We start from the raw sequence: 21,619 nt of genomic DNA on the forward strand, positions 1-21,619 counted from the left end.
AATTATCTTTGTATGATAATTAATTCTTTTTACTTTTATAATTAAATCACCACAAAACTATTTTGAGAAAAATTAATGTTTTTAAAATTATATTCTTCACTAGCTTTATTGTTTGTATTGTACTTAGTATAGTACTTAATAAAAAAGATTTAATATATATTGTACCTTTAGTATTATTTACTTTAGCTATTTTTTATATTAGCGAAGCTCGTAAAAAATCAAATCCGCTTTATCTAGTTTCTTTAGGGTTTGTAACATGTACTAATGTTCTTTCTTTTTTAGATTATGACAAGTACTTAAACTACATTACAATTAGCGCTTCTGTATATATAACTGGATTTACATTAATTTTGAAGAAATATTTAAACAAAGGCCAGTTTAAAAAATTTTTATCGTTACCTGTTTTTATTACTTCAACTTTTATAGTCTACTTATTTTATACTATAATGAATAACTTAACTAATTATATTTCTAATACTAAACTTCTATTTACAACTTTATGTACAGTAAGCTTAATAGTTCATTTAGTTACTATAGCTGTAATTTATCTTAGCGATAAATATAAAAATGGTATAACCTTATTAACTTCTGGAATTCTTTTACTTGTACAATTATCTGTAAGTATAATGAATCAATATTTATATTTTAATAAAACATTTACTGTTTTAATAACTCTTACTCATTTTACTTCATTATACCTTTACACAAGGTTTATTTTAAAACCTATTGAGTTTAATTTAAATGATAGCGATAGCGACACTATTTAAATTTTAGTTTTCATTTGTTACACCTTGAATTTTATATTTAATTTCAAAAACAGGTTGAGAACCTCTATTTTTAGGGTTAAATTTTTCTGGTGCTGTTACTTTTATACGTGTACTATCTGCGTAGTTTCTGTTTAAAAATGTTTCAATATCTTTTAAGCGCTTATTATCAAAATAATTTGATATTGAATCGACCTGTAACGAATCAACTTGTAATTGTTTTAATATTTCTTCCTTTTGTCTGCGTTTATCGTTAAAATAAACTAATTCAATATCTAAATTAGGTTTACTAGTTTCTAGTTTTCGTAAAAGTTTTAATTGGTGTTCTTTACCTGTTGTTAAAGTTGTATCTAAATAGGTATAATTAATTTCTTTTATATCGCTTGGATCAACATTTATTAAGTTTGATAATGCTCTGAAAGGCGAAGTGGCGGTTTTTAACAAAAAATTACCTAGTGTTTTCCATATAATTTTACGTAAATTTATTTTTGGGTCGTTTAAATCTCCTTTTACAGGAACATCCATATTTATTACGCCATCTTTATCTTTTAATATATAAAGTGCCACTTTTAAAGGTAATTTATAAAAAGCACTTTTACGTTTATTACCTATCTCTGCATTATGCACTATTAATTTATTTTCAAGGTTAAGTTTACCGGCATCAATATCCATATTTCCTTTATAGTACATATCTCCATAAAGAATAGGATAACCGGTATATTGCATTGAATATATGTTTAAATCGCTTAACTGAAAATCTGAAATAACATAATCTACTTTCATATTCATGCCAGCATCATTAGGGTTAAAACCAATATTGGCTGCCAACTGTCCCCTTTTATTTAAAATCATTGAGGCTTTACCACTAACCCACTCTGATTGCTTATTTATGGGATCAATATCCATTTTCATTTCAGAAAATTCATAAGTAAATGGTCTGCGTTCTGTTGTATAATCTGTAAAATGAAACGTGCCACCATCTAAATGAATAGAATTAACAGAATATACAATGGGCTCAGTTTCTTGAGTAACCAATGAGGAATCTGCCACTTGTTCTGGTGTATCCAATCCAAAAGATTTATAAAAATTATTAGAATCTTCATATAAATCAAAAGAAACATTAGGTTCTGTAAGTGTTATATTTCCAAAATTATAAACATATTTCATAGGTAGCATTTCCTCTATTGGGCAAATTAATTTTTTTGCTCCTAAAAAAGTTTTTCCAACAGAATCTAACAATGCAAAATTAGAAACATTAGTATTTCCTCTTATAGATAAATTGTTTAAGTTATTTATGTTTCCTGTAATATCAATTTCTCCAGAAGCGGTTCCTTTAACCTGGCTTACCACTAAATAAGCTTCGGTGTATGGTTTAAACTGAGCTATATCTAAACTATCTATATTTACATGAAATTTATAATCTCCATTTTTTGAATTGAAATTAGAATTTACACCAAAACTACCTCCATTATTTAATTTAAACGACGCATCCATATTACTAGCACCTCGTCCCCATTCTATATGCGGTAAAAAAAACGATAAATTTTCAATAGTCTGGGTAACATTTAGTATTTTATCATTATACACTAATGTTCCTCCATTAAGCTTTAAATTTGAAAGATTAAATAACAAAGGTTCTGCTTTATCTTCTGCTACGAGCGTTGAATCTGATGTGTTATAAAATGTGATTAAATCGTCGAAGTTAAAAACAGAATCTTTTTGAGAAATATTTACCCATAAATTTTTAACGTTTAACTCTTCAACTACAACTTCTGAAGAAAAATATTTTAACATATCTAAATCTAGCTTCAAACTATCCAAAGACACGAAGGTATCTTTATCGTTAGCTTCAAACATTTTAGCACCAACTAAATTAATGGTTGAAGTAAAATAATTTACCGAAACATCTTCAATTTTTAATCTGCGCCCAACCCATTCTTTACCATTTTTCTCCAATTGGTTTTTAACAATGTTAGGAGCTAAAAAACCAACTATTATTAAAACAACAAAAACTATTATTATTAAAATAACAGCAATTTTAAATAACTTTTTAGTTTTAAACTTTTTAGTTTTTTGGTTATTACTTTTCATAATAATTATAGTTTTCAATATAAATAACAATCTAAATTACCATTAGCAGCCCTAATAAAACCATAAAATAGATGAACTCATGTTTTACACATATAAATTAACTCGTTTTATAGACTAGAAATGTTAATATTTAAATATTAAAACATTTATTTTTTATTTAAAAAGTAAGGATTTTAATATAACTTAGACCAAAGCCAAAAATTTAAGTAATTAAGACACTAACTAACACTGCGGTTTTATTATTTTCTTTGTCTCCAGAACAGGCAGAGAAAAAAAATTACCTTGTTTCAAATAAAAAACTATCTGAAACTTTAGATAATAACACCCTTAAAAAAGTTAAAGCTACAGGGTTAAATTACTTTCATTACACAGAAAAAGATCAAATTGGAAATAGCTTTGGTGAAAGATTTACCAACGCAATAACAGACATTTTTAATTTAGGGTATTCTCAAATTATAACAATTGGTAACGATACCCCACAACTAAAAGTAAAACATATATTACAAGCAAAAGAGCTTGTAGAAAACAATCAGCCTGTTTTAGGGCCTAGTTTAGATGGTGGTTTTTATCTTTTAGCTATTGGTAAAAAGCAGTTTAACGCCAAACAATTTAAAAACTTTAACTGGCAAACTAGCCAAGTTTTTAAGCAGGTTTTTAATTACATACAGCCCCAATTAAAACAACAGAGCATACATTTACTTCCTGCATTTCACGATTTAGATAAGCTTGAACAGGTAAAAAAAGTATTGGCGGTAATTGGTATTACATTACAAACGCTTCGCAATTATTTACAACAATTAATAAAAAATGCGCAAAACATTCTATTTGTTAGCAGTTTTTATAATCAACTTCATAAACAACAATACTTTAACAAGGGATCGCCAACATTTTAGTTTAAGGTAAAAATTTACTTTAAAACTAAAACCAGTCTAATTTAAAAAAAAATCAAAAATACAATTGCCTTTAGGCAAGAACCCTTAGTATATTATTATGAAAAAAATATTATGCTTAGCATTTATGCTATGTAGTATATTTGCTATAGCTCAAGAAGATTTAGAAGTTACCATTATTAATTTCTCAACAGGTTTACCAATTGAAAATATAAATATATCGTTGGTGAATAAAGATTTATCTTACACAAACATAAAAACAACAAACACCACTGGCAAAGTATTATTTAACTCCATTCCTGTTGTAAACGGCTATCAAATTATTTTTGAAGGAAACGATGTTTACGCCGCACAAGTTTCAGAACAAATAGATGTACGTTCTAACCAAGAACTTACAGCACAATTATGGCTTTTACCCATAGACCAACAAACCCAAGATTTGCAAGAAGTAGTTGTAAACACCAATACAGGAACAAAAATAAATAGAACTTCGGCCGAAGTTTCTTTTGAGCTTAAAGAAGCTGAATTAGAAGAATTGCCCGTAGAAGGGCGCGATGTTACAAGAGCACTTTTTAGGTTACCAAATGTATCACAAGCTACTGGTTTTTTCTCTGAAGCACCAAACGTAAGCATTAACGGTGGCAACGGTTTATTTACAAGTTATTTAATTGATGGCTTAGATAATAACGAGCGTTTTCTTGGTGGGCAAAAATTTGCAATCCCTGTTGGTTTTACCAAAGATATTACGGTATTAACTAATAATTATTCTGCCGAATTTGGTTTATCTAACAACGGTGTAATTAACGTAACTACAAAATCTGGAAGTAATGCCCTAGAAGGCGAAGTGTTTTTTGTTACACGTCCTGGCTCTGTAATAGATGCCAGCTCTCCTTTTGCTCAACAAGACTTATCTGGTAACCAAGTGCAAGATGGTTTTATGCGTTTTCAACAAGGTTTTGCATTAGGCGGGCCGATAATTAAAGATAAAACCTTCTTTTTCGTTAATGCCGAATATACCCATGATGTAAAAGATAATTTATTAAATTCTGAAGAATTAAACGTTAACGAAACCGTTAAAGGGAATAACGATTTTGCTTATTTCTCAGGAAAAATAGACCATAATTGGTCGCGAAATTTCAGAACTTCGCTGCGTGCCAATATAGGTTTAGTAACTATAGAACGTCAAGGTGGCGGATTAGAAGGTGGCGTTACCTTCCCTTCTGCTGGAAATTTTCAAGATAGAAACTCATTAAATTTGGCACTAAAAAACGATATAATTGGCAATAATTACAGTTTACAATCTAACATTCAATATTCTCGCTTTCGCTGGAATTATGCCCGTTCCAATACACAAAATAGTTCTCGAGTTACAGTTCTAGATCCTAGCGAAAATACAGTCGCTATTTTAGGACATCCTGGTTATGTTTTTGATGCTCTTGAAAAAACACTACAAGTTCAACAAAAATTAAAATATTACTTAAACAATCATACCATAAAAGCAGGATTGGGCTTTATTTCTGGTAACCATAGCCTATTTGGAGGTGGCAATCCTAATGGTAATTATGTAGTTCGCTTAACCGAAGACCAATTAACAACACTGCAAAATGCAAACTTAGGTGCTAGTTTAAGTGTAAATGATATTCCAGAAGATGTTAGTGTAACATCATACGCCGTTGAGTTACGCCCACAAGCCTTTGGAAAAACACAAAATATTTACTCTATTTATATAGAAGATGAATGGGATGTTTCAGAGAAATGGAATTTAAATTTTGGCCTACGTTACGATTACGATAATTTATCTGTTGGTGGAGGTACTAAAGGCGATACAAATAATTTTGCCCCACGATTTAATTTTAATTACGCTTTAAGCGATAACGAAAGTATTCGTGGTGGATACGGTATTTTTTACGATAAAATAAATTACGCCATTTATAGCGATGCCTTACAGCGTAACACTACAGGAGAAGAATACCAAACACAAATACAAGAATTTATAGATTTAGGTATTTTACCTGAAAGTACAGATATTGATAGAGTTATTTTTGAAGGTAATTTAAATGCTGCTTTTGTTGAAGCAGATGGTATTCAGTACCTTAATGGTCCATCAAGTGAATCGTTACAAAACAATCGTGATGGTGTTTTTAGTAACGAACGCAGAATATTAAACCCTAATGGTTATAAAAATCCATACACACATCAATTAACTTTAGGTTACCAATGGCAAATTAATAACCATAGTTTATTTTATGCCGATATTGTACATAACTGGTCGCGCGATTTATTTAGGTTACGAAATTTAAATGCCGCAGCACCTTTTACGGTTGATGCTAACTTTACTCAAGATGAGGTTAGAACGCCTGAAGATGCCGATTTGTCTCGACCAATTCCTATAGAAAATAGTGGTGCAACAATTAACGGCCAACGTGTAACAGGTATTTCCAGAAATGTAGTTATTACAGAAAGCGAAGGGCGTTCACGTTATACCGCTTTAAGTTTAAATTACCAAAACGACCGTGGTGATGGTATATTTGGATATCGATTAAACTACACACTATCAACTTCTAAAAACGATACAGAAGGCATTAATTTTAGAGCTATGGATAGTAATAATTTTGATGCCGAATATGCAGTTGCTATAAACGACAGAACACATTTAATTAATGCTATTGGTTCGCTATATCCTGCAAAAAATTTATCGTTTACCTTAGCAGGATTAATACAAAGTGGTCAGCCTATTAACAGAATTCCTAATACAAGTATAGACAGTGCTAACTTTGTACGTTTTGATACGCGCGATTTAAATGGAGATGGAACATCGTTTGGAGATGCCTATGTTGGTAATAGTGATAGATCACCGGGTGAAGATAGAAACAGTGACCGTTTACCTTGGTCTTATACTTTCGATTTAGCTACCCAATATCAATTTAAATTATCTGAAAAAACAAAAATAGAATTACGAGCAGATGTTTTTAATATTTTTAATACCGTAAATTTAAGCGGTTATAGTAATAATGCCACTCAAAGTAACCAAATTCAAGAAGGTCCAAGTGGAAGTGGTATTGTTGTTAGAAATGCAGCACCACCAAGACAATTTCAATTTAGTGCTCGCTATTTATTTTAAATAACCTTTTAATGAAAACAAGTTTAAAAATTATAATATTAAGTTTTAGTTTGTGTATTACTTTAGTTAATGCACAAACTAAAATACCATTAATTATTGATGCCGATACAGCAAACGAAGTTGATGATTTGTTTGCTCTAGTAAGAGCTATTAATGCGCCAGAGTTCGATTTATTAGGTATAACATCTGCTCAATTTCATACTTCGCCTTTGGCCACAGATAGTACAGTTGTTGAAAGCCAGAAAATTAACGAGAAAATAATTGAGTTACTAAACAATAAAAACATAGCCCTTCCTTTAGGAGCTAACAAACCTTTAAAAAACAATAAAATTGCACAGCGCTCACCTGCTTCAAATTTTATCATTGAAAAAGCGCATCTGCAACAAAAAAATCAAAAATTAAACATTGTAATTCTTGGGTCGTGTACTAATGTAGCTTCGGCTATTTTGTCCGACTCTACAATTATTCCTAAAATTAAAGTACACTATTTAGGTTTTTGGCATAATCCTGAAAATAATTCATATAACAAAAATGAATTTAACTCCAGAAATGATAGCTTAGCAGTAAATATGCTATTAAATAACAAACAACTAGATTTAAGTGTAATGACTGCTACTACAAGTCAACATTTAGTGTTTTCAAAAAAAATAGTAGACAAAAAACTTAAAGGTAATGGCGGAATTGCGGATTATTTAGTAAACCGTTGGGAGACTTATAAACGTTGGTGGACTACAAAAGACCAAAAACAAAAAAAATGGATTATGTGGGATTTAGCTATAATTGAAGCTTTAGCACACCCAGAGTGGACACAACAACGCATGTTTTTAACCCCAACAGAAAACACTAAAAGGCAAATTAACATTTACACAAAAATTGATGTTGAAAAAATGGAAGCAGACTTTTGGCAACATTTTGAAACAATTTTAAAGCAATAACAATGATTTTATCTACGGAAAATACAATTACAGAATTAAGCTCTTTTTTAAGTGAAAATAACATTTTACAAAAAAACGAACTTATTAAAAGCATTGAAAAACCAGGTGAAGGTAACATGAATGTTGTTTTGCGTATAACTACAAACAACAGAAGTTTTATAGCAAAACAATCGCGCCCATTTGTACAAAAATACCAAGATATTCCTGCTCCTATTGATAGAATTCTAGTTGAATATGAATTTTATAAAAACATTAAAAACTCTAAAGTTAATTGCTATTTACCAAAACTAATTGCTTTTTTACCAGAGTACCATATGCTTTTTTTAGAAGATTTAGGGGAAAGCAAAGACATGTCTTTCATTTATAACTCTAAATCCATTTCAATAAAACATATAAAACATCTAGTAGAAATACTTGAAAGTATTCATAAAATAAAAGTATCAAATTATCCCGCAAATTTAGAATTAAGAAAATTAAACCATCAACATATTTTTATTTTACCATTTATTAACGATAATGGAATAAATTTAGATGATATTCAAGAAGGATTAACCGAAATTTCGCAGGCCATAATAAACGATCCCAACATAAAAGCTAAAGTTAACGAATTTGGAAATTTATACTTATCGGAAGGTGAAGTACTTTTACACGGCGATTATTACCCTGGAAGTTGGATGCAACAAGATGATTCTATTTTTGTTCTTGACCCAGAATTTAGCTTTACAGGTCCTGCAGAATTTGATGTAGCTGTAATGATAGCGCATTTAGTTATGGCAACTAGCCAAGAAACTATTTTTGAAGAAGTAGCAAAACTATATAATGGCCACTTAAATTTAAATTTGGTTAAAACATTTACTGGTATTGAAATTGTTAGGCGTATTATAGGGCTTGCTCAATTACCTTTACAACGTACTTTAGAGGAAAAATTACGTTTATTAATACTTGCAAAGTCATGGATTTTGAATGAAAACGCTTATTCATAAAAAATTAATGCTTAAAGACGTAGTTAATAGTTCTTAAAATTTTATTTTCGCGCCCATTATGTGGATGTATTTAGGACTTTTAGCTGCGCTTTTTTTAGGTTTACACAACCTTGCAAAAAAACATGCCGTACAAGGAAACGAAACATTTCCTGTTTTGTTAGGCACTGTTTTAAGTGGTTTTATATTTATTGCAGGATTTTATCTGTATGCAATACTTTACCCAGAAAAAGCTTTACAGAATGGTTTTGTTTTTCAAAATATCAACTGGCAACACCACTGCTTTATTTTTATAAAATCTGGAATAATGGCGAGTTCCTGGATTTTAGCTTATCAGGCATTAAAACATTTACCCATAACCATAGTTACACCTATTCGTTCGGCAGGACCATTTTTTACTTTTATTGGTGCTATTTTAATTTACAAAGAAAGCCCTAACCTTTATCAATGGATTGGTTTCTTTTTAATTATATTTTCTGTAATACTTTATTCAAGAATTGGTAAAAAAGAGGGTATCATTTTTAAACGAAATAAATGGATTTTTGCAATTATAGGAGCCACTTTTTTAGGTGCTAGTAGTGGTTTGTATGACAAATTTTTAATTCAAAATTTAACCTTAAACCCACAAACCTTACAGTTTTGGTTTTGCTTTTACACCATACTTATTTTAATAATTATTTTAAGTATAACCTGGTTTCCTTTTAAAGAAAAACGAAAAGCTTTTAAATTTAGATGGACAATTATTGCTGTTGGAATTTTATTACAATCTGCTGATTATTTTTATTTTAAAGCTTTACAAGACCCAGAAGCTTTAATTATGCTGCTCTCTGCCATAAAACGTAGTCAAATATTAATAGCCGTAATTGTAGGAGGTATAATTTTTAAAGAAAAAAATAAAAGAAAAAAATTAGTCCCGCTAATAGGAATAATGCTTGGTGTTTTTTTAATTCTTTATTCTTAAGCTTTTGCCTTTATAATTGGATTTGTTATTATCCTTTTCTATCTTTAGAATAAGAAACTTCTCCGATAAAATGTTAACTCCAAAACATAAAATTTTTAATAATGTTAAATCAATCAATATTTTTGATGCTGTTATTTTATCAGCATCTTTAGTTACAGTTGTTTTAAGTATTTTTAACGACAAAGAAGCTTTACTTTATGTAATGCCTGTAATAATTATTACTATTATATGTAAATACCTTTTTTACTACAAAAAAAAATGTAATGTCTGTTATATAATTGGCTTATTAGCTGTTCTGGCCTCAGATATATTGGCTTATTTAGATTTTAAGAAAAATTTTATACTCATAACAATTCTAACAACGCTATATGAAATAGGTTGTATTATGGCTATTAAAAAGTTTTTAAATAAAGGGAAGTTTACAATACTCTTATCTGCGTCTGCTTTATTAGCCTTTACCGCTTTTGGTTATATTTTATTTTCCATTTTAAAACATTTAGTATTTACTTTGCCAAGTAACCAATGGTTTTTTATGTTTTTATGTTCTTTTTTTATGGTGGTACTGCTGGTGTTAATTTCAATCATTCACATTAAAAATGCATATTATGCAAGTATATATTTATTAATTTCAGGTATTTTTTTCTTTTGCCAAATGCTTTTAAGTTCTATAAATGAATATTTATTTTATTTAAAAACTATAACTATAGTCACTTTAATATTTCATATTGCATCTATGTATTTCTTCATGACGTTTTTAATAAAAATGTTAAAGAATAAATCTGAAGAAAAAGTGTATGTATAAAAAAGAGAAGCTTAACAAGTAAACTTCTCTTTTCAAAATTAAGAAACTATTAATCAATCTATTCTAATTCTATTATCCCTACTACTTCGTAAGCTCTAGTACCATCAACCTGAACTTTTTCATATAATACATTGGCATATTCATAATAAGTAAGTCCGTCGATTTCTACTTTTTCTGTTTCAGTTGGTAGTTCGTAAACAATGGTTCCAACTTCTGGCTCTACTACTTCGTAACCTTCATCTACTTGAGAATAAAAAATGCCATCAACATTAAAAAACACATGGTTATTAAACACTATGCGAGTATGTATGCGTGGTAATGTGCTAATACGAAAACCAACTCGTGGCGCTATATTTACATAACGACCTCTTGAATATGTATAAAACCTATTATTGGCATAATAATAATTTACACCTCTGTGAGTTACTACTTTTCTATTGGGAATACTACGAACAGCCACAACCTTTTTAGTTGGCCGTTTATAATTTACACGACTGCTAGAAATTCTGCTATTCCTGTTCAGTTTTAATGAATTTCTTTTTGATGTATTTTTACTATAATTTCTACTTTGTGCGTTAGCGGTTGCAGAAACTCCAAAAACTAGGAGAGCGACTATAGCTATTGATGTTAATGTTTTATATAAAGTTTTCATAAGTATTAATTTTATAATTACGCTTATTTGACTTTATAAAACAATAAAGGTTTAGCTATTAATTGCTAAAAATGTGTTAAGATTTGTTCTTTTGAAATTGCTGAAGAGCATCTTTAATGTTTTTACTGTCCCAATGGTTGTCGTAATCTACAACCCCTCGTTTAAAATCGTTGTTTAATAATTTTTCCTGTTCGGCTAATTCTTGTCGTGCTTTAAAAATATAAGAGTCTTCGTCGGTAGGTTGTTTAGCCAACCTACGAATGCTTTCCTCATCGTATTTTATAAAATTTTGCACTTGTCTGGCCAAAGTATATTTTCTGAAACCTAATTTACTTAAAGCATCGCTAGCTAAAGCCAGTGAAGTATCTAAAGATTCTCTGTAAATATTATCTATCCCCATATTTAAAAGGTCGTAAGCATCATACCTATTTTTTGCTCGAATTAATAATTCTACATTTGGATAATTATCTTTAACTATTCGAGCAACTTCTCTTGTTACCGTAGGATTATCAATAGCAATAATTAACAAATTAGCGTCTGCTATTCCGGCAGATTCTAACAAACTAAGTCTTGTTGCATCGCCATAATACACTTCAAAACCCATTTTTCTTAAAAAATCTACACGATTAGAATCTATATCTAAAATAGTAGCTTCTACACCATGCGATCGTAAAAAACGACCAACTGTGCTACCAAAATGCCCAAAACCTACTAAAATTACCTTTTGTGATTTTGCAATATGATCCATTGGACGGTCAATTGATTCTTTTGTACCCACTTTGGGGAGAATATAATGCTCGTTAATTATACCTAATATTGGAGTTAGTGACATACTTAAGGCGGTTATTACTAACATTAAGTCCATAACTTCTTGATCTAATATATTAAGCCCAAATGCAAATGATAGTAGTACAAACGCAAATTCACCTATTTGTGAAAGATTAAAGGTTAATAATAATTTCTGATCTATTTTAAGTTTAAATACGTGAGCTGTAATAAATAAAACGAATGCTTTTAAAGCTATTATTGCTAATAAAATTCCGCCTACCGTAAATGGAATATTAGCAATAACTATAAAGTTTATTGAAGCACCAACAGCCATAAAAAACAGACCTAACATTAAGTTTTTAAAAGGCTCTAATGTGCTTTCTAGTTCATGTTTAAACTCGCTGTTAGATAATACTACACCACCTAAAAAAGCACCTAATGCAGGACTGATACCTACAAATTCCATTAAGTAAGATATTGAAAATACAATTAAAAAGGCTGCGGCAATTAGCATTTCTCTAACTCCTGTTTTTGCTACTTTTCGTAACATTGGCACGATTAAATAACGTCCGGCAACAACAATTAAAGCTACAGAAAGAATAATGGCTAGAGTTTGAAATCCTATTGGTAAAGTTTCTAATAAACTTGTATCTGAAGTATGATTACTCGTTTCTGTATCTTCTGTATTAGATAATAGAGGTATAAAACCTAACATAAAAATCACTATAATATCTTGAAATAATAAAATAGAAAAGGATGAAGCGCCAGATGTGGTTTCCATTAAACCTTTTTCTTTTATAGTTTGCATAGCAATAGCCGTTGATGATAATGCAATGGCCATAGAAATTACTAAAGAAACATTTACGCTATAACCTAAAATAAGAAATAAACCATAGGATAAAAACATGGTTAAACCCACTTGTAAACCGCCCATTCCTAATATGGTTTTACGCATGTTCCAGAAGTTTTTAGGTTCAATTTCTAATCCTATTAAAAAAAGCATAATAACAACACCAAATTCTGCAAAATGTAAAATATCTTCACCTTCTTTTCCAATAAAACCCAGTACGTAAGGCCCTATTACAACACCAGCCAGCAAATAGCCAATTACAGAACTTAAACCTAAACGTTTTGCTATCGCAACACATATTATGGCTCCTAATAAAAAAACAATGGCTTCAAAAAGTAAACTTCCAGTCATTTAAATCAAATGTTTAGATAATATTGGTAAATCGTTTATAAAAAAGTAATTAGAAAGATTTACATCATCAATATTGCCTTTTAGAAAGTCTAATAAACTTTTGTATTGATTTGCGTATAATAACAATGCTTCATCATTTAAACTGTAGGTTCCCATTACGGCAAAAGGTGGCAAAAAACGCATTCCGCATAGGTTGGCTGTTTGCTCGTAAGGCCTTAAAAATTCGTTTACTGTGAAACTATTCGACCCAGTTGCACAATAAATTTCACGCTTTCCTCCAGTTGTTATTACATTTAAAGCTGTTTTACCTTGTAAAGCTAGACCAGTAGGCCCGTGTGCCCAATTAAACTCAAGCACCATATCTTTCCACTGCTTTAAAATTGCAGGACTACTATACCAATAAAACGGATGATGCCAAATAATAACATCATGTTTTAACAGTAATTCTTGTTCTCGTTTTACATCAATATGAAAATTTGGATACTCCTCGTACAAATCATGAAATGTAACATTCTCAATATGTTTAACTTTATCAATAAGTACTTTATTAACTCTTGATTTTTCAAATTTAGGATGCGCAAAAAGAATGAGAATTTTTTTCATACAATTTAAGTTTATTGCACTATTAAATTAAAAGCAAGTTTAATTCCTGTAATTACCATACCAGTGCCAATAATGGCTATAATTAACCCCATAATTTTACCTATAACAGATATTACATTATTACCTACAACTTTTACCACAAAATTACTTAGGCTAAAAGTTATATAAGTTAATATACTCATAAATCCAAAAATGCCAATTACCAGTATAATATGTAATGGTTTAGCATTTGAAACAAAATTCATGGCTGTTACAATAGTTCCAGGTCCTGCTAATATAGGAATTGCTAATGGTGATATGGCTATGTTTTCGTCTTCATCTACATTTTTAATATGTTTTACATTAGATTTTTTAGACTGAAGCATTTCAAAACCAATAAAAAATATTAAAATTCCCCCGGTAATTTTAAATGCTGGAATACTAATATTAAATAATTCAAAGATAAATTTACCTAATAAAATAAAGACAGTAACAATAGTAAATGCTGTTATATTAGCACGTTTATTAATATCCTGCTTTGTTTTTCTGTCTTCCCCACGCGTTAACGATAAAAATACCGTCATGTTAGATATAGGGTTTGTTATTGCAAAAAAACCAGTAAAAACCGTAATTGAAAATGTAACTATGTTATCCATCAATAAAAAAATTTAAACCTGCAATAAATTGATTTACTTCTGTTTTACCAAAGTTATTTTCTATTTTTTTAAAATTGATTTTGTTTCGGTAATTAATGATTCGGTTTTTATCAGATTATAAACATCTGGATAGGCTTTTGCATACATTCCTTTATCATTATCAAAATATTTACCTGACTCGTTTTGGTGCGTTTTCGAGGTTGCTAATTCAAAAAGAATAGCTACACCTTTTTCTGCTGGAGACCAATGCTGTCCATACGCTTCCTTTACCATTTTCGTATTTAATAACGAACCAGGATTTACAGCTATGGTTGTAATATTTTGATGCTGTTTTGCAAAAATAAATGACCACATAGTTAGAGCCAACTTACTTTGCGCATAACTTTCACTTGCGTTTACAGTAGCATCACCCGAAAGAACACCTTTTTGAACAGTAGATTGTGCTGCAGAACTTAAATTAACCACTCTTGTATTTGTTCCTTTTTCTAAAACCGAAATAATGTTTTCTGTTAAGATATAAGGCGCCAGATAATTAACTGCCATTCTAATATCTAAACCGTCTTTGGTTTTGTTTGTGGCTGTTTTAAATATTCCGGCATTGTTGATTAATACATCTAATTTTTCTACGTCATTTATAATCTGTTCTGCCATTTGTTTTACAGCATTTAAATCTGAAAAATCGGCTATAAAACCTTTTATGTTTTTGTTGTTTGAAGCTTCTTTTAGCTCGTTAATTACTGCATTTAATTTGTCTTCACTTCTACCGTGAAGATATATTTCGTGTCCTTCTTTGGCTAGTTTTAAAGCGGTTAGTTTCCCTATTCCGTCTGTACTTCCTGTAATTAATATGGTTTTCATTGTGTTTTTTATTTTTTGATGAAATGTCAATTCGAGCGCAGTCGAGAACTATTAAGACCTTTCGACTGCGCTCAAGGTGACATTTAGTTTATTTTAATTAGTTCTCAATACTATTTTTCTTCAAAATGTCTTCTCAATAAAAATAACTCGAACCGACGTTTCTTTTAATTTCTTATAATTTTAATGAATCGTCACTTCGAGTGAATTTCACGATTAAAATGAGTAATATTTGTATCGAGAAGTTTAAAATGGCGCAACAGTATCTTTTGGTCCATCAGGTAAACTCCAGCGTTGGCGTGCTGTAACACTTTCTAATGCCACATCTTTAATTGAACTACTGCTTATGTTTCCATAACTGCTAGTACTTCCACGTGGTATTTGCATATTATCGCCATACAACCAAACTACTAAATTACTACGTTGCCCACTTTCAATTGGATGTGTTGCGTGTGGCACATTACCTCTGTGAATTATGGCTTTACCAGGTTCAAACTTGGTTTGTACGGTTTTACCAGAAGCTTTATCATAGAAGTCAACTACAGAACCTGTAAATTTCTCATCAGGTAAATTGGTATTGATATTTAAGGTTGCTGATGAGGCATCGGTATGCGCGTGTAAATCTTTGTCTTTATCTGGATTGTACTGTATTGAAAATCCGAAAGTCTGATTGTCATAACCGTAAGTTCCTAATAAAAGTCGAGAAATCGGACGCATATAACGGTCCATAATAGCATTATAAAATGCTTGAAAGCTTGGTGCAGCCAAATGTCCTTCAGATCTTGGATCTAGCATCATTCCATAACGATTTAACTGTATACCGTAAGGTGCACGTTTTGGTATTCCGGAATTTACGGCATCTTCTAAATACTTTCTAAAATCTGCTAAACGTTCTAAATCAAAAAACTGTGTTTCGTAAACTCCAGGAATTATTTCTTCCCATAAATCGGCTACAACATTTTCTTTTTCTGGATTTTCCCAAGCATCGTTTATGGCTTTACGTAATTTTGAGTCAAGTAAAGATTCATCTGGCAACAACAAATTGTCTTTGTTTTCCACTTCCCATTCTACCCAAGCGGCTTCTAATAGTTTTCGGTTATCATTCCAAAATTTTGAAACCGATGGATCTCGTCTTAATGATAATTCTCTTGATGGCACTTCTAAAGCAAGTGCTTGTTGTAATGCATTGGTATATTCTATTGTTTTCATAATAAATTTTTTATTGTTTCTTATTTACATTACAAAGGTATTTTAGACAACAAGCTATTTTTTGGTAGAAAACAATGTGGTATTGGTAAAAAATAAGGTTTCTAATAAAAAACTAGACTAAACTAGCCTTAAACGTACTTAAACTGATACCTTTATAGGCTTTAAACGTTTTGTTTAAGTGGCTAGAATCTGTAAAACCAAGCTCTAAAGCAATTTCAGAATCTTGCGCATCTGTATATTTTAATCGTGTTTCTACCAACTTTAATTTGTAGTTGATAATATACTTTTTAAGAGAAACATCAGTATGTTTTTTAAAATATTCACTAATGTAATTATCTGCCATAAAAAATTCATTTGCTAAACTTTTAGTAGTTAAAAGCTCAGGATTATAAATATTGGAATGAATGTAATTGATGATTTGCTGAATTTTAGAAGACTTAATTTCTTTTACTTCTGAAGTGTTTAAATATTGAATATTACGCGCAATTAAATGAAGTATTACTGATAAAGAATTTTGAATAATGAAAATATCGTGGGTTTGGGTATTTAGATATTCTGAAGCTACCATATTTACTAAGGACACCAAATGCGACCTATCTGAAGTAGTTTCAAACTGCATGTCGCGTAACTCGTGACTTTCGCTATTTAAAATTTCTTCAATTTTACGAAACCAATCATTTACTGGTAATTCTTGGTTTTGCGAACTGATGTTTCTAAAAAAACTCTTCAAAAATTTAATAGCAATACTACTTGTTGCAGTTTCGGCCTCAACAATATAAATATCATCAGGAATAAATACAAAAACACTATTTGATGTATAGTTAACCGTTTTTCCGTTTATTTTAATACGTCCACTACCCTTTTCAAAATATAAAATCTCAAAAAAACGGATGTTGGTATATTCACAAAACGAAAAAAATGTTTGGTCTTTGTACTGTTGTATAACAATATTTTCTAAAATCGTTCTTGCCATATTTATAATTAATTAAACCTTTTAAAAAATGAAAAAGCCACACCTTATAAAATATAAATCGTGGCTTTTTTTGCTATCAATTAACTAAATTAAAAGGGTGTATTATATTTTGAATTTACCATTTGAACGAATATAAATAACTGTTTCAACCTCCGTTTTTAAAAGTGGTGAAGCATTTTCTTCTGCACCAAAATACGAACCAGGTTCTAATATGTTTTCATCATCTTTTTTAGAAAATTGATGAGTTACTTTACCAGAAATAACAACTGATCTAAAATTTGGGCTTAAATTTTTAATTTTTCCTTTAAATCCTACAGGTAATTTTATTAATGACGCACGCAGTTGATTTTTTTCGTGACTTCCCCATAAAAAAGCGGTTTCAACATTACTTTTTTCTGAAACCCATTCAATGTCATTAGCATTTAACCAAACTAAATTGGTTTTATCAACATTCACTGGTTTTTCACCATTATCAAATACTTCCGACGTTGGTTTTACTAAATACGGACCTTCCTGTATATCTAAAAATGCCATATTATCTTCAGCATCAGCTGCTGTAATATGCGCTTCGCCAGCAGGCTGTTGCCAGTAAGAAGCTGCTGGTAACCATTGTTTTTCGGCATTTTCATCATCATTATGTAATAAACCTTTAATTACGACACCACGATAGGTGATGTTGTGAATGTGTGGTGGTGATGAAAATCCTTTTTTAAACTTTACTAAAAAACCGGCAGGCTCGTTTTTAGTACGGTCGCCCCACAGTTTTCCTGCAGCTGGACTTTTGTCGCCTCTCAACGGATTTAGCCAGCCCCATTCTACATTGTCTGCAGTAACGACTTCGTTTTTAGATTTTGCTGAATCTGTAGTTGGTGTTTGCGCCAATACTTTAGTCGCCACCAATAACAAAACAACCATTATAAATTTTTTCATCGCTATGGATTAATACAATTTATATTTCAGTGAAAATTTCACTTTCCGACAATCTAGATTTTGGTGTTTTATCTGTAGAATTAAAGTCAGATTCTGCTCTGTAACCTATTGAAACAGCAACTAATGCAGTGAAACCTTTTTCTCTTAACCCGAATTCTTCATCTAATGCTTTTACATCTATACCTTCCATTGGAGTTGCATCAATACCTAAACTCGCAACGCCTAATAAAAAGCTTCCTATGTTTAAGTATACTTGTTTTTCCATCCAATGATTTAAATCTTTTAAATCGTATTTATGGATGTTTGCAAAAGTTTTTACAGCACCAATAAATCCATTTTTTATGTCTTCATTTGGGAAGCGTCCGTTTTTATCACCTACATCTGCAATGTGTTTGTAATATTCTTCATCTGCATCTGTTTTTGCACAAAAAAGCACAACAGCTGAAGCATTAGTTACTTTAGGTTCGTTAAAATGGAAAAAACCTTGTGTTCCTTTTGCTATACGTGCTTTTCCTTCTTCAGTTTCTGCAATAATAAAATGCCAAGGTTGTAAGTTTACACTTGACGCGCTCAGTCTTAATAAGCTTTTTACTTGATCCATATCTTCTTTAGATATTTTTTTGGTTGGATCAAATTCTTTAGTGGTGTATCTCCAGTTTAGTATTTCTTTTAAGTTCATTTTAAGTGATTTTTATATTAATATTTAAACTATCAAAAGTATAGTGACAAAAATAATGTTAGTGATACTTATATACAATAACGGTCGTAAATGATAGTATAAAAAAGTTGAATTAAAAACGCATTAATCGTAGTAATAGTAAGGATTTTCAATGGTTGTTAAACTTACTATAAAAAGTATAGTTGTATAAATAACTATAGTACCATACCTTTGCATTAAGCAATAATTGAAGCTATGTATACATTTAAAGGAAAAGAATACCCATGCTGTGCTAGTTTAACCATGGGACTTATTGGTGGAAAATGGAAAACGGTGATTCTTTTTCATCTTATAAATAAGACATTACGATATAATGAGCTGAGAAAAGAAATGCCAACTGTTACTGAGCGCACATTGAGTTTACAACTAAAAAACTTAGAAGAAGATGGTTTAATAAAACGAAAGGTTTATACCTCTAAACCACCACTAAAGGTTGAATATTCGTTAACGGATTTTGGAAAAACGTTAATTCCGGTAGTACAGTCTATTGCAGATTGGGGTGTTTATGCAGTTGAAGAAAAAGGAAAATTTACAGGAGCGAAATAAAAAAACAGCAATAAGCACTGGCCTACCGCTGTTTTAATTATTTTTTATTTTTATAAAAATTATAAATCTGAACCTTTACGACGTATTTTAATTGGCATCGTTCCCTCAATTGGTTTATCTGAAACTAAAATAAGGTAACCACCGCCACCTGCTCCAGAAAGTTTCCAACCAAGAGCTTTTTCTTTATAAGGCGCCATAGCTTTTAAAATTTTCTCGTTTATCATAGCAGGAAACATTGTTGTTTGGGCATTAAAAGAATCTACAACTCCTTTTGCAAAACCTTTTAAGTCTTTATTATTTATGGCTTCCCAAGTATTTTCAGCTGCTTGTGTAAGCGATTTTACATTTTCTTCGTTAATATAAGTTTCACCTAACAAATCTAAATCGTCTTCACGTGGCCATAGCAATACCATACTAATATGCTTTTCTAACCATTTAAATGTTTCTTCGTCGTGATTTTCTTCAAATTTAAGTGGCCAATACTCATTATCATAATAATGCCTAACCAAACCAGGCATACAAATACCAATGGCATCTTGAGCTCCAGAAACAAACTCTTTACCAGGAATGTTTTCGAAACTAAAAAGCATTTTAGCTATTTTTTTTGGCTTTTCTAATGGTAAGTTATACGGCCATATTTTTTTTGCAACATTACGAGTTGAAGTAGACATTCCGCTGCGTTCAAAATATTCAAAAATGGGTTCTAATGATAATGTTAATGCCCAACCCGGAGCATATTTAGACACGTAAGGTTGGTCTATCCAAGTACCTGCTAAATCTATTCTGTAAGGCAAGTTGCAAAAGTTAGATTTGCGTATGCTTGTTGTTGATCGTTCTGGCAAGCCAGTTTCGGGAAAACGCTCTAAAACATGTAATTCTATGTTTAATTCTTCGCAGATTTCACGCTTTAAATCGGAATAACCATCTTCGTTTACTACAAAATAGTCTGGTTTTAATTCACGGAGTTCTTTATCAAAATCTAATAATCCAGAACCACTGTTTACAAATGCATCTTTTACGTGGCGAATGGCTTTAACCATATATAGACGTTCATCCTCAGAATTTATTGTTTCTCTGGCTTTTAACTCGAAAACGGTTTTATCTGATCCCAAACCTACATAAAGATCGCCATAAGAGGCTGCTTCTTTAAAAAATGCAACATGACCGCTATGTAACATATCGAAACAACCGGAAACAAAAACTTTTTTACTCATATATTTAATTTTGTAATTGTTGTAATTAATGCTATTAACAATTCAAAAAAGATTAATTTTTACATGAGCAAAATAACTGTTTTATGTACAACAACAAAACTAATTATTTTAACGGTTGTGTTTATTCTATAAAGGGGGAATTTATTAATTAATTTGTGCTTCTTGATACCAACCTTATAACAATACCAAAAGATACAATTACAAATATTATTATTGCTATTAAATAGGTATTGGCCGAAAACTTTGTAGTTGAAGTATCATTAACTATTTCATTAAATTGATTATTGTTAAGCTGTAAATTTATACTATAATTATTATCTTTATTTAAGTAAAAAAGTTCCTTTTTAACATCATTTTTTAGAACCAAAAAAGCCATTTTACTTTTATAAATATTCTTAAAAACATCATTTTTGTAGCTAATAGTATTTAAACTATTTGGCATATTAACTTGATATAATACAATGGTTTCGTGACCTAGTTTTACTTTTTGATTTTTAAGTGTTATGATTTTATTGTCTAAATACAACTCTTGATTGTCTTTTAAAAGCTGAAACACTAAATCTTTAAATTCGTCTGCTGTTTTATACGATTTTTCACCAAACTCATCATGTACAATTGTTTGGAATGCCGTTAACGATGCTCGTAACTGTAATGTCCATTGTCCATTTTTACCTTCAGATAAAATTACACTTGCATTTGAAGGGGAATGAGCTAAAACATTGTAAGGTATAATGACGCATAATAAAATGGTCAAGTAGTATTTTTTAATTA

Annotated in this window: 20 protein-coding genes; 8 read left to right on the top strand and 12 right to left on the bottom strand. The window is 30.4% G+C overall.

Features of this window, described 5'->3' with window-relative positions; translation table 11 throughout:
* The first annotated feature begins 62 nt into the window (after positions 1-62).
* On the top strand, positions 63-767 hold the full coding sequence (locus LG649_RS02560; RefSeq protein WP_226540569.1) for a hypothetical protein: 705 nt from the start codon (positions 63-65) through the stop codon (positions 765-767).
* 3 nt (positions 768-770) lie between these two features.
* On the opposite strand, the gene LG649_RS02565 is transcribed toward LG649_RS02560, so the two are convergent.
* The gene (locus LG649_RS02565) at positions 771-2,855 is read right to left on the bottom strand and encodes a DUF748 domain-containing protein (RefSeq protein WP_226540570.1); all 2,085 of its coding nucleotides are present in this window, start codon (positions 2,853-2,855) and stop codon (positions 771-773) included.
* Between the two features lie 248 nt (positions 2,856-3,103).
* Here LG649_RS02565 and LG649_RS02570 point away from each other — a divergent pair, with 248 nt between their 5' ends.
* From LG649_RS02570 to LG649_RS02595, 6 genes are all read left to right on the top strand, one after another.
* The gene (locus LG649_RS02570) at positions 3,104-3,748 is read left to right on the top strand and encodes a DUF2064 domain-containing protein (protein WP_226540571.1); all 645 of its coding nucleotides are present in this window, start codon (positions 3,104-3,106) and stop codon (positions 3,746-3,748) included.
* Positions 3,749-3,845: 97 nt separating this feature from the next.
* Entirely contained in the window at positions 3,846-6,866 is a 3,021-nt protein-coding gene (locus LG649_RS02575) for a TonB-dependent receptor plug domain-containing protein (protein ID WP_226540573.1), read from the top strand.
* 11 nt (positions 6,867-6,877) lie between these two features.
* Entirely contained in the window at positions 6,878-7,801 is a 924-nt protein-coding gene (locus LG649_RS02580) for a nucleoside hydrolase (RefSeq protein WP_226540575.1), read from the top strand.
* A 2-nt stretch (positions 7,802-7,803) separates the two neighbouring features.
* Positions 7,804-8,784, top strand: a complete 981-nt coding sequence (locus tag LG649_RS02585) for a phosphotransferase (protein WP_226540577.1) — start codon at positions 7,804-7,806, stop codon at positions 8,782-8,784.
* 58 nt (positions 8,785-8,842) lie between these two features.
* Entirely contained in the window at positions 8,843-9,742 is a 900-nt protein-coding gene (locus tag LG649_RS02590) for an EamA family transporter (protein WP_226540579.1), read from the top strand.
* Between the two features lie 70 nt (positions 9,743-9,812).
* Positions 9,813-10,544: a hypothetical protein gene (locus tag LG649_RS02595; protein WP_226540581.1), complete on the top strand. Its 732-nt coding sequence runs from the start codon at positions 9,813-9,815 to the stop codon at positions 10,542-10,544.
* Positions 10,545-10,602: 58 nt separating this feature from the next.
* Here the strand turns inward: LG649_RS02595 and LG649_RS02600 are convergent, their stop codons facing one another.
* From LG649_RS02600 to nfsB, 9 genes are all read right to left on the bottom strand, one after another.
* Complete coding sequence (locus LG649_RS02600; protein WP_226540583.1) at positions 10,603-11,196, bottom strand: DUF6515 family protein; 594 nt, start codon at positions 11,194-11,196, stop codon at positions 10,603-10,605.
* A 76-nt stretch (positions 11,197-11,272) separates the two neighbouring features.
* Positions 11,273-13,165 (bottom strand): monovalent cation:proton antiporter-2 (CPA2) family protein, encoded by a 1,893-nt coding sequence (locus LG649_RS02605; RefSeq protein ID WP_226540585.1) that lies wholly within the window; start codon positions 13,163-13,165, stop codon positions 11,273-11,275.
* On the bottom strand, positions 13,166-13,768 hold the full coding sequence (locus LG649_RS02610; protein ID WP_226540594.1) for an NAD(P)H-dependent oxidoreductase: 603 nt from the start codon (positions 13,766-13,768) through the stop codon (positions 13,166-13,168).
* 11 nt (positions 13,769-13,779) lie between these two features.
* Positions 13,780-14,403: a MarC family protein gene (locus LG649_RS02615; protein WP_226540596.1), complete on the bottom strand. Its 624-nt coding sequence runs from the start codon at positions 14,401-14,403 to the stop codon at positions 13,780-13,782.
* Positions 14,404-14,463: 60 nt separating this feature from the next.
* Positions 14,464-15,261: an SDR family NAD(P)-dependent oxidoreductase gene (locus tag LG649_RS02620; protein ID WP_226540598.1), complete on the bottom strand. Its 798-nt coding sequence runs from the start codon at positions 15,259-15,261 to the stop codon at positions 14,464-14,466.
* Positions 15,262-15,504: 243 nt separating this feature from the next.
* Entirely contained in the window at positions 15,505-16,467 is a 963-nt protein-coding gene (locus LG649_RS02625) for a 2OG-Fe(II) oxygenase (RefSeq protein WP_226540600.1), read from the bottom strand.
* Positions 16,468-16,579: 112 nt separating this feature from the next.
* The gene (locus LG649_RS02630; RefSeq protein WP_226540602.1) at positions 16,580-17,440 is read right to left on the bottom strand and encodes an AraC family transcriptional regulator; all 861 of its coding nucleotides are present in this window, start codon (positions 17,438-17,440) and stop codon (positions 16,580-16,582) included.
* A gap of 102 nt (positions 17,441-17,542) precedes the next feature.
* Entirely contained in the window at positions 17,543-18,370 is an 828-nt protein-coding gene (locus tag LG649_RS02635; protein ID WP_226540604.1) for a DUF4437 domain-containing protein, read from the bottom strand.
* A 19-nt stretch (positions 18,371-18,389) separates the two neighbouring features.
* On the bottom strand, positions 18,390-19,049 hold the full coding sequence (gene nfsB, locus LG649_RS02640; protein ID WP_226540606.1) for an oxygen-insensitive NAD(P)H nitroreductase: 660 nt from the start codon (positions 19,047-19,049) through the stop codon (positions 18,390-18,392).
* Between the two features lie 234 nt (positions 19,050-19,283).
* On the opposite strand from nfsB, the gene LG649_RS02645 reads away from it, so the two are divergent.
* Positions 19,284-19,634 carry a winged helix-turn-helix transcriptional regulator gene (locus tag LG649_RS02645; RefSeq protein ID WP_226540608.1) on the top strand — a complete coding sequence of 117 codons (351 nt, stop codon included), beginning with the start codon at positions 19,284-19,286 and terminating at the stop codon, positions 19,632-19,634.
* 59 nt (positions 19,635-19,693) lie between these two features.
* On the opposite strand, the gene LG649_RS02650 is transcribed toward LG649_RS02645, so the two are convergent.
* On the bottom strand, positions 19,694-20,848 hold the full coding sequence (locus tag LG649_RS02650) for an adenylyltransferase/cytidyltransferase family protein (protein ID WP_226540609.1): 1,155 nt from the start codon (positions 20,846-20,848) through the stop codon (positions 19,694-19,696).
* A gap of 148 nt (positions 20,849-20,996) precedes the next feature.
* On the bottom strand, positions 20,997-21,602 hold the full coding sequence (locus LG649_RS02655) for a hypothetical protein (protein WP_226540610.1): 606 nt from the start codon (positions 21,600-21,602) through the stop codon (positions 20,997-20,999).
* Positions 21,603-21,619 lie beyond the last annotated feature (17 nt).

It is taken from the genome of Neotamlana laminarinivorans (genome assembly GCF_020523925.1).
GTDB classification, from domain to species: domain Bacteria; phylum Bacteroidota; class Bacteroidia; order Flavobacteriales; family Flavobacteriaceae; genus Neotamlana; species Neotamlana laminarinivorans.

Bases quoted from the DNA above. Each gene is read 5' to 3' on its own strand.
- LG649_RS02620 (WP_226540598.1), bottom strand. From the start codon at position 15,261: ATGAAAACCATATTAATTACAGGAAGTACAGACGGAATAGGGAAACTA.
- LG649_RS02580 (WP_226540575.1), top strand. From the start codon at position 6,878: ATGAAAACAAGTTTAAAAATTATAATATTAAGTTTTAGTTTGTGTATT.
- LG649_RS02650 (WP_226540609.1), bottom strand. From the start codon at position 20,848: ATGAGTAAAAAAGTTTTTGTTTCCGGTTGTTTCGATATGTTACATAGC.
- LG649_RS02635 (WP_226540604.1), bottom strand. From the start codon at position 18,370: ATGAAAAAATTTATAATGGTTGTTTTGTTATTGGTGGCGACTAAAGTA.
- LG649_RS02595 (WP_226540581.1), top strand. From the start codon at position 9,813: ATGTTAACTCCAAAACATAAAATTTTTAATAATGTTAAATCAATCAAT.
- LG649_RS02615 (WP_226540596.1), bottom strand. From the start codon at position 14,403: ATGGATAACATAGTTACATTTTCAATTACGGTTTTTACTGGTTTTTTT.
- LG649_RS02605 (WP_226540585.1), bottom strand. From the start codon at position 13,165: ATGACTGGAAGTTTACTTTTTGAAGCCATTGTTTTTTTATTAGGAGCC.
- nfsB (WP_226540606.1), bottom strand. From the start codon at position 19,049: ATGAACTTAAAAGAAATACTAAACTGGAGATACACCACTAAAGAATTT.
- LG649_RS02600 (WP_226540583.1), bottom strand. From the start codon at position 11,196: ATGAAAACTTTATATAAAACATTAACATCAATAGCTATAGTCGCTCTC.
- LG649_RS02610 (WP_226540594.1), bottom strand. From the start codon at position 13,768: ATGAAAAAAATTCTCATTCTTTTTGCGCATCCTAAATTTGAAAAATCA.
- LG649_RS02625 (WP_226540600.1), bottom strand. From the start codon at position 16,467: ATGAAAACAATAGAATATACCAATGCATTACAACAAGCACTTGCTTTA.
- LG649_RS02630 (WP_226540602.1), bottom strand. From the start codon at position 17,440: ATGGCAAGAACGATTTTAGAAAATATTGTTATACAACAGTACAAAGAC.
- LG649_RS02575 (WP_226540573.1), top strand. From the start codon at position 3,846: ATGAAAAAAATATTATGCTTAGCATTTATGCTATGTAGTATATTTGCT.
- LG649_RS02565 (WP_226540570.1), bottom strand. From the start codon at position 2,855: ATGAAAAGTAATAACCAAAAAACTAAAAAGTTTAAAACTAAAAAGTTA.
- LG649_RS02645 (WP_226540608.1), top strand. From the start codon at position 19,284: ATGTATACATTTAAAGGAAAAGAATACCCATGCTGTGCTAGTTTAACC.
- LG649_RS02585 (WP_226540577.1), top strand. From the start codon at position 7,804: ATGATTTTATCTACGGAAAATACAATTACAGAATTAAGCTCTTTTTTA.
- LG649_RS02590 (WP_226540579.1), top strand. From the start codon at position 8,843: ATGTGGATGTATTTAGGACTTTTAGCTGCGCTTTTTTTAGGTTTACAC.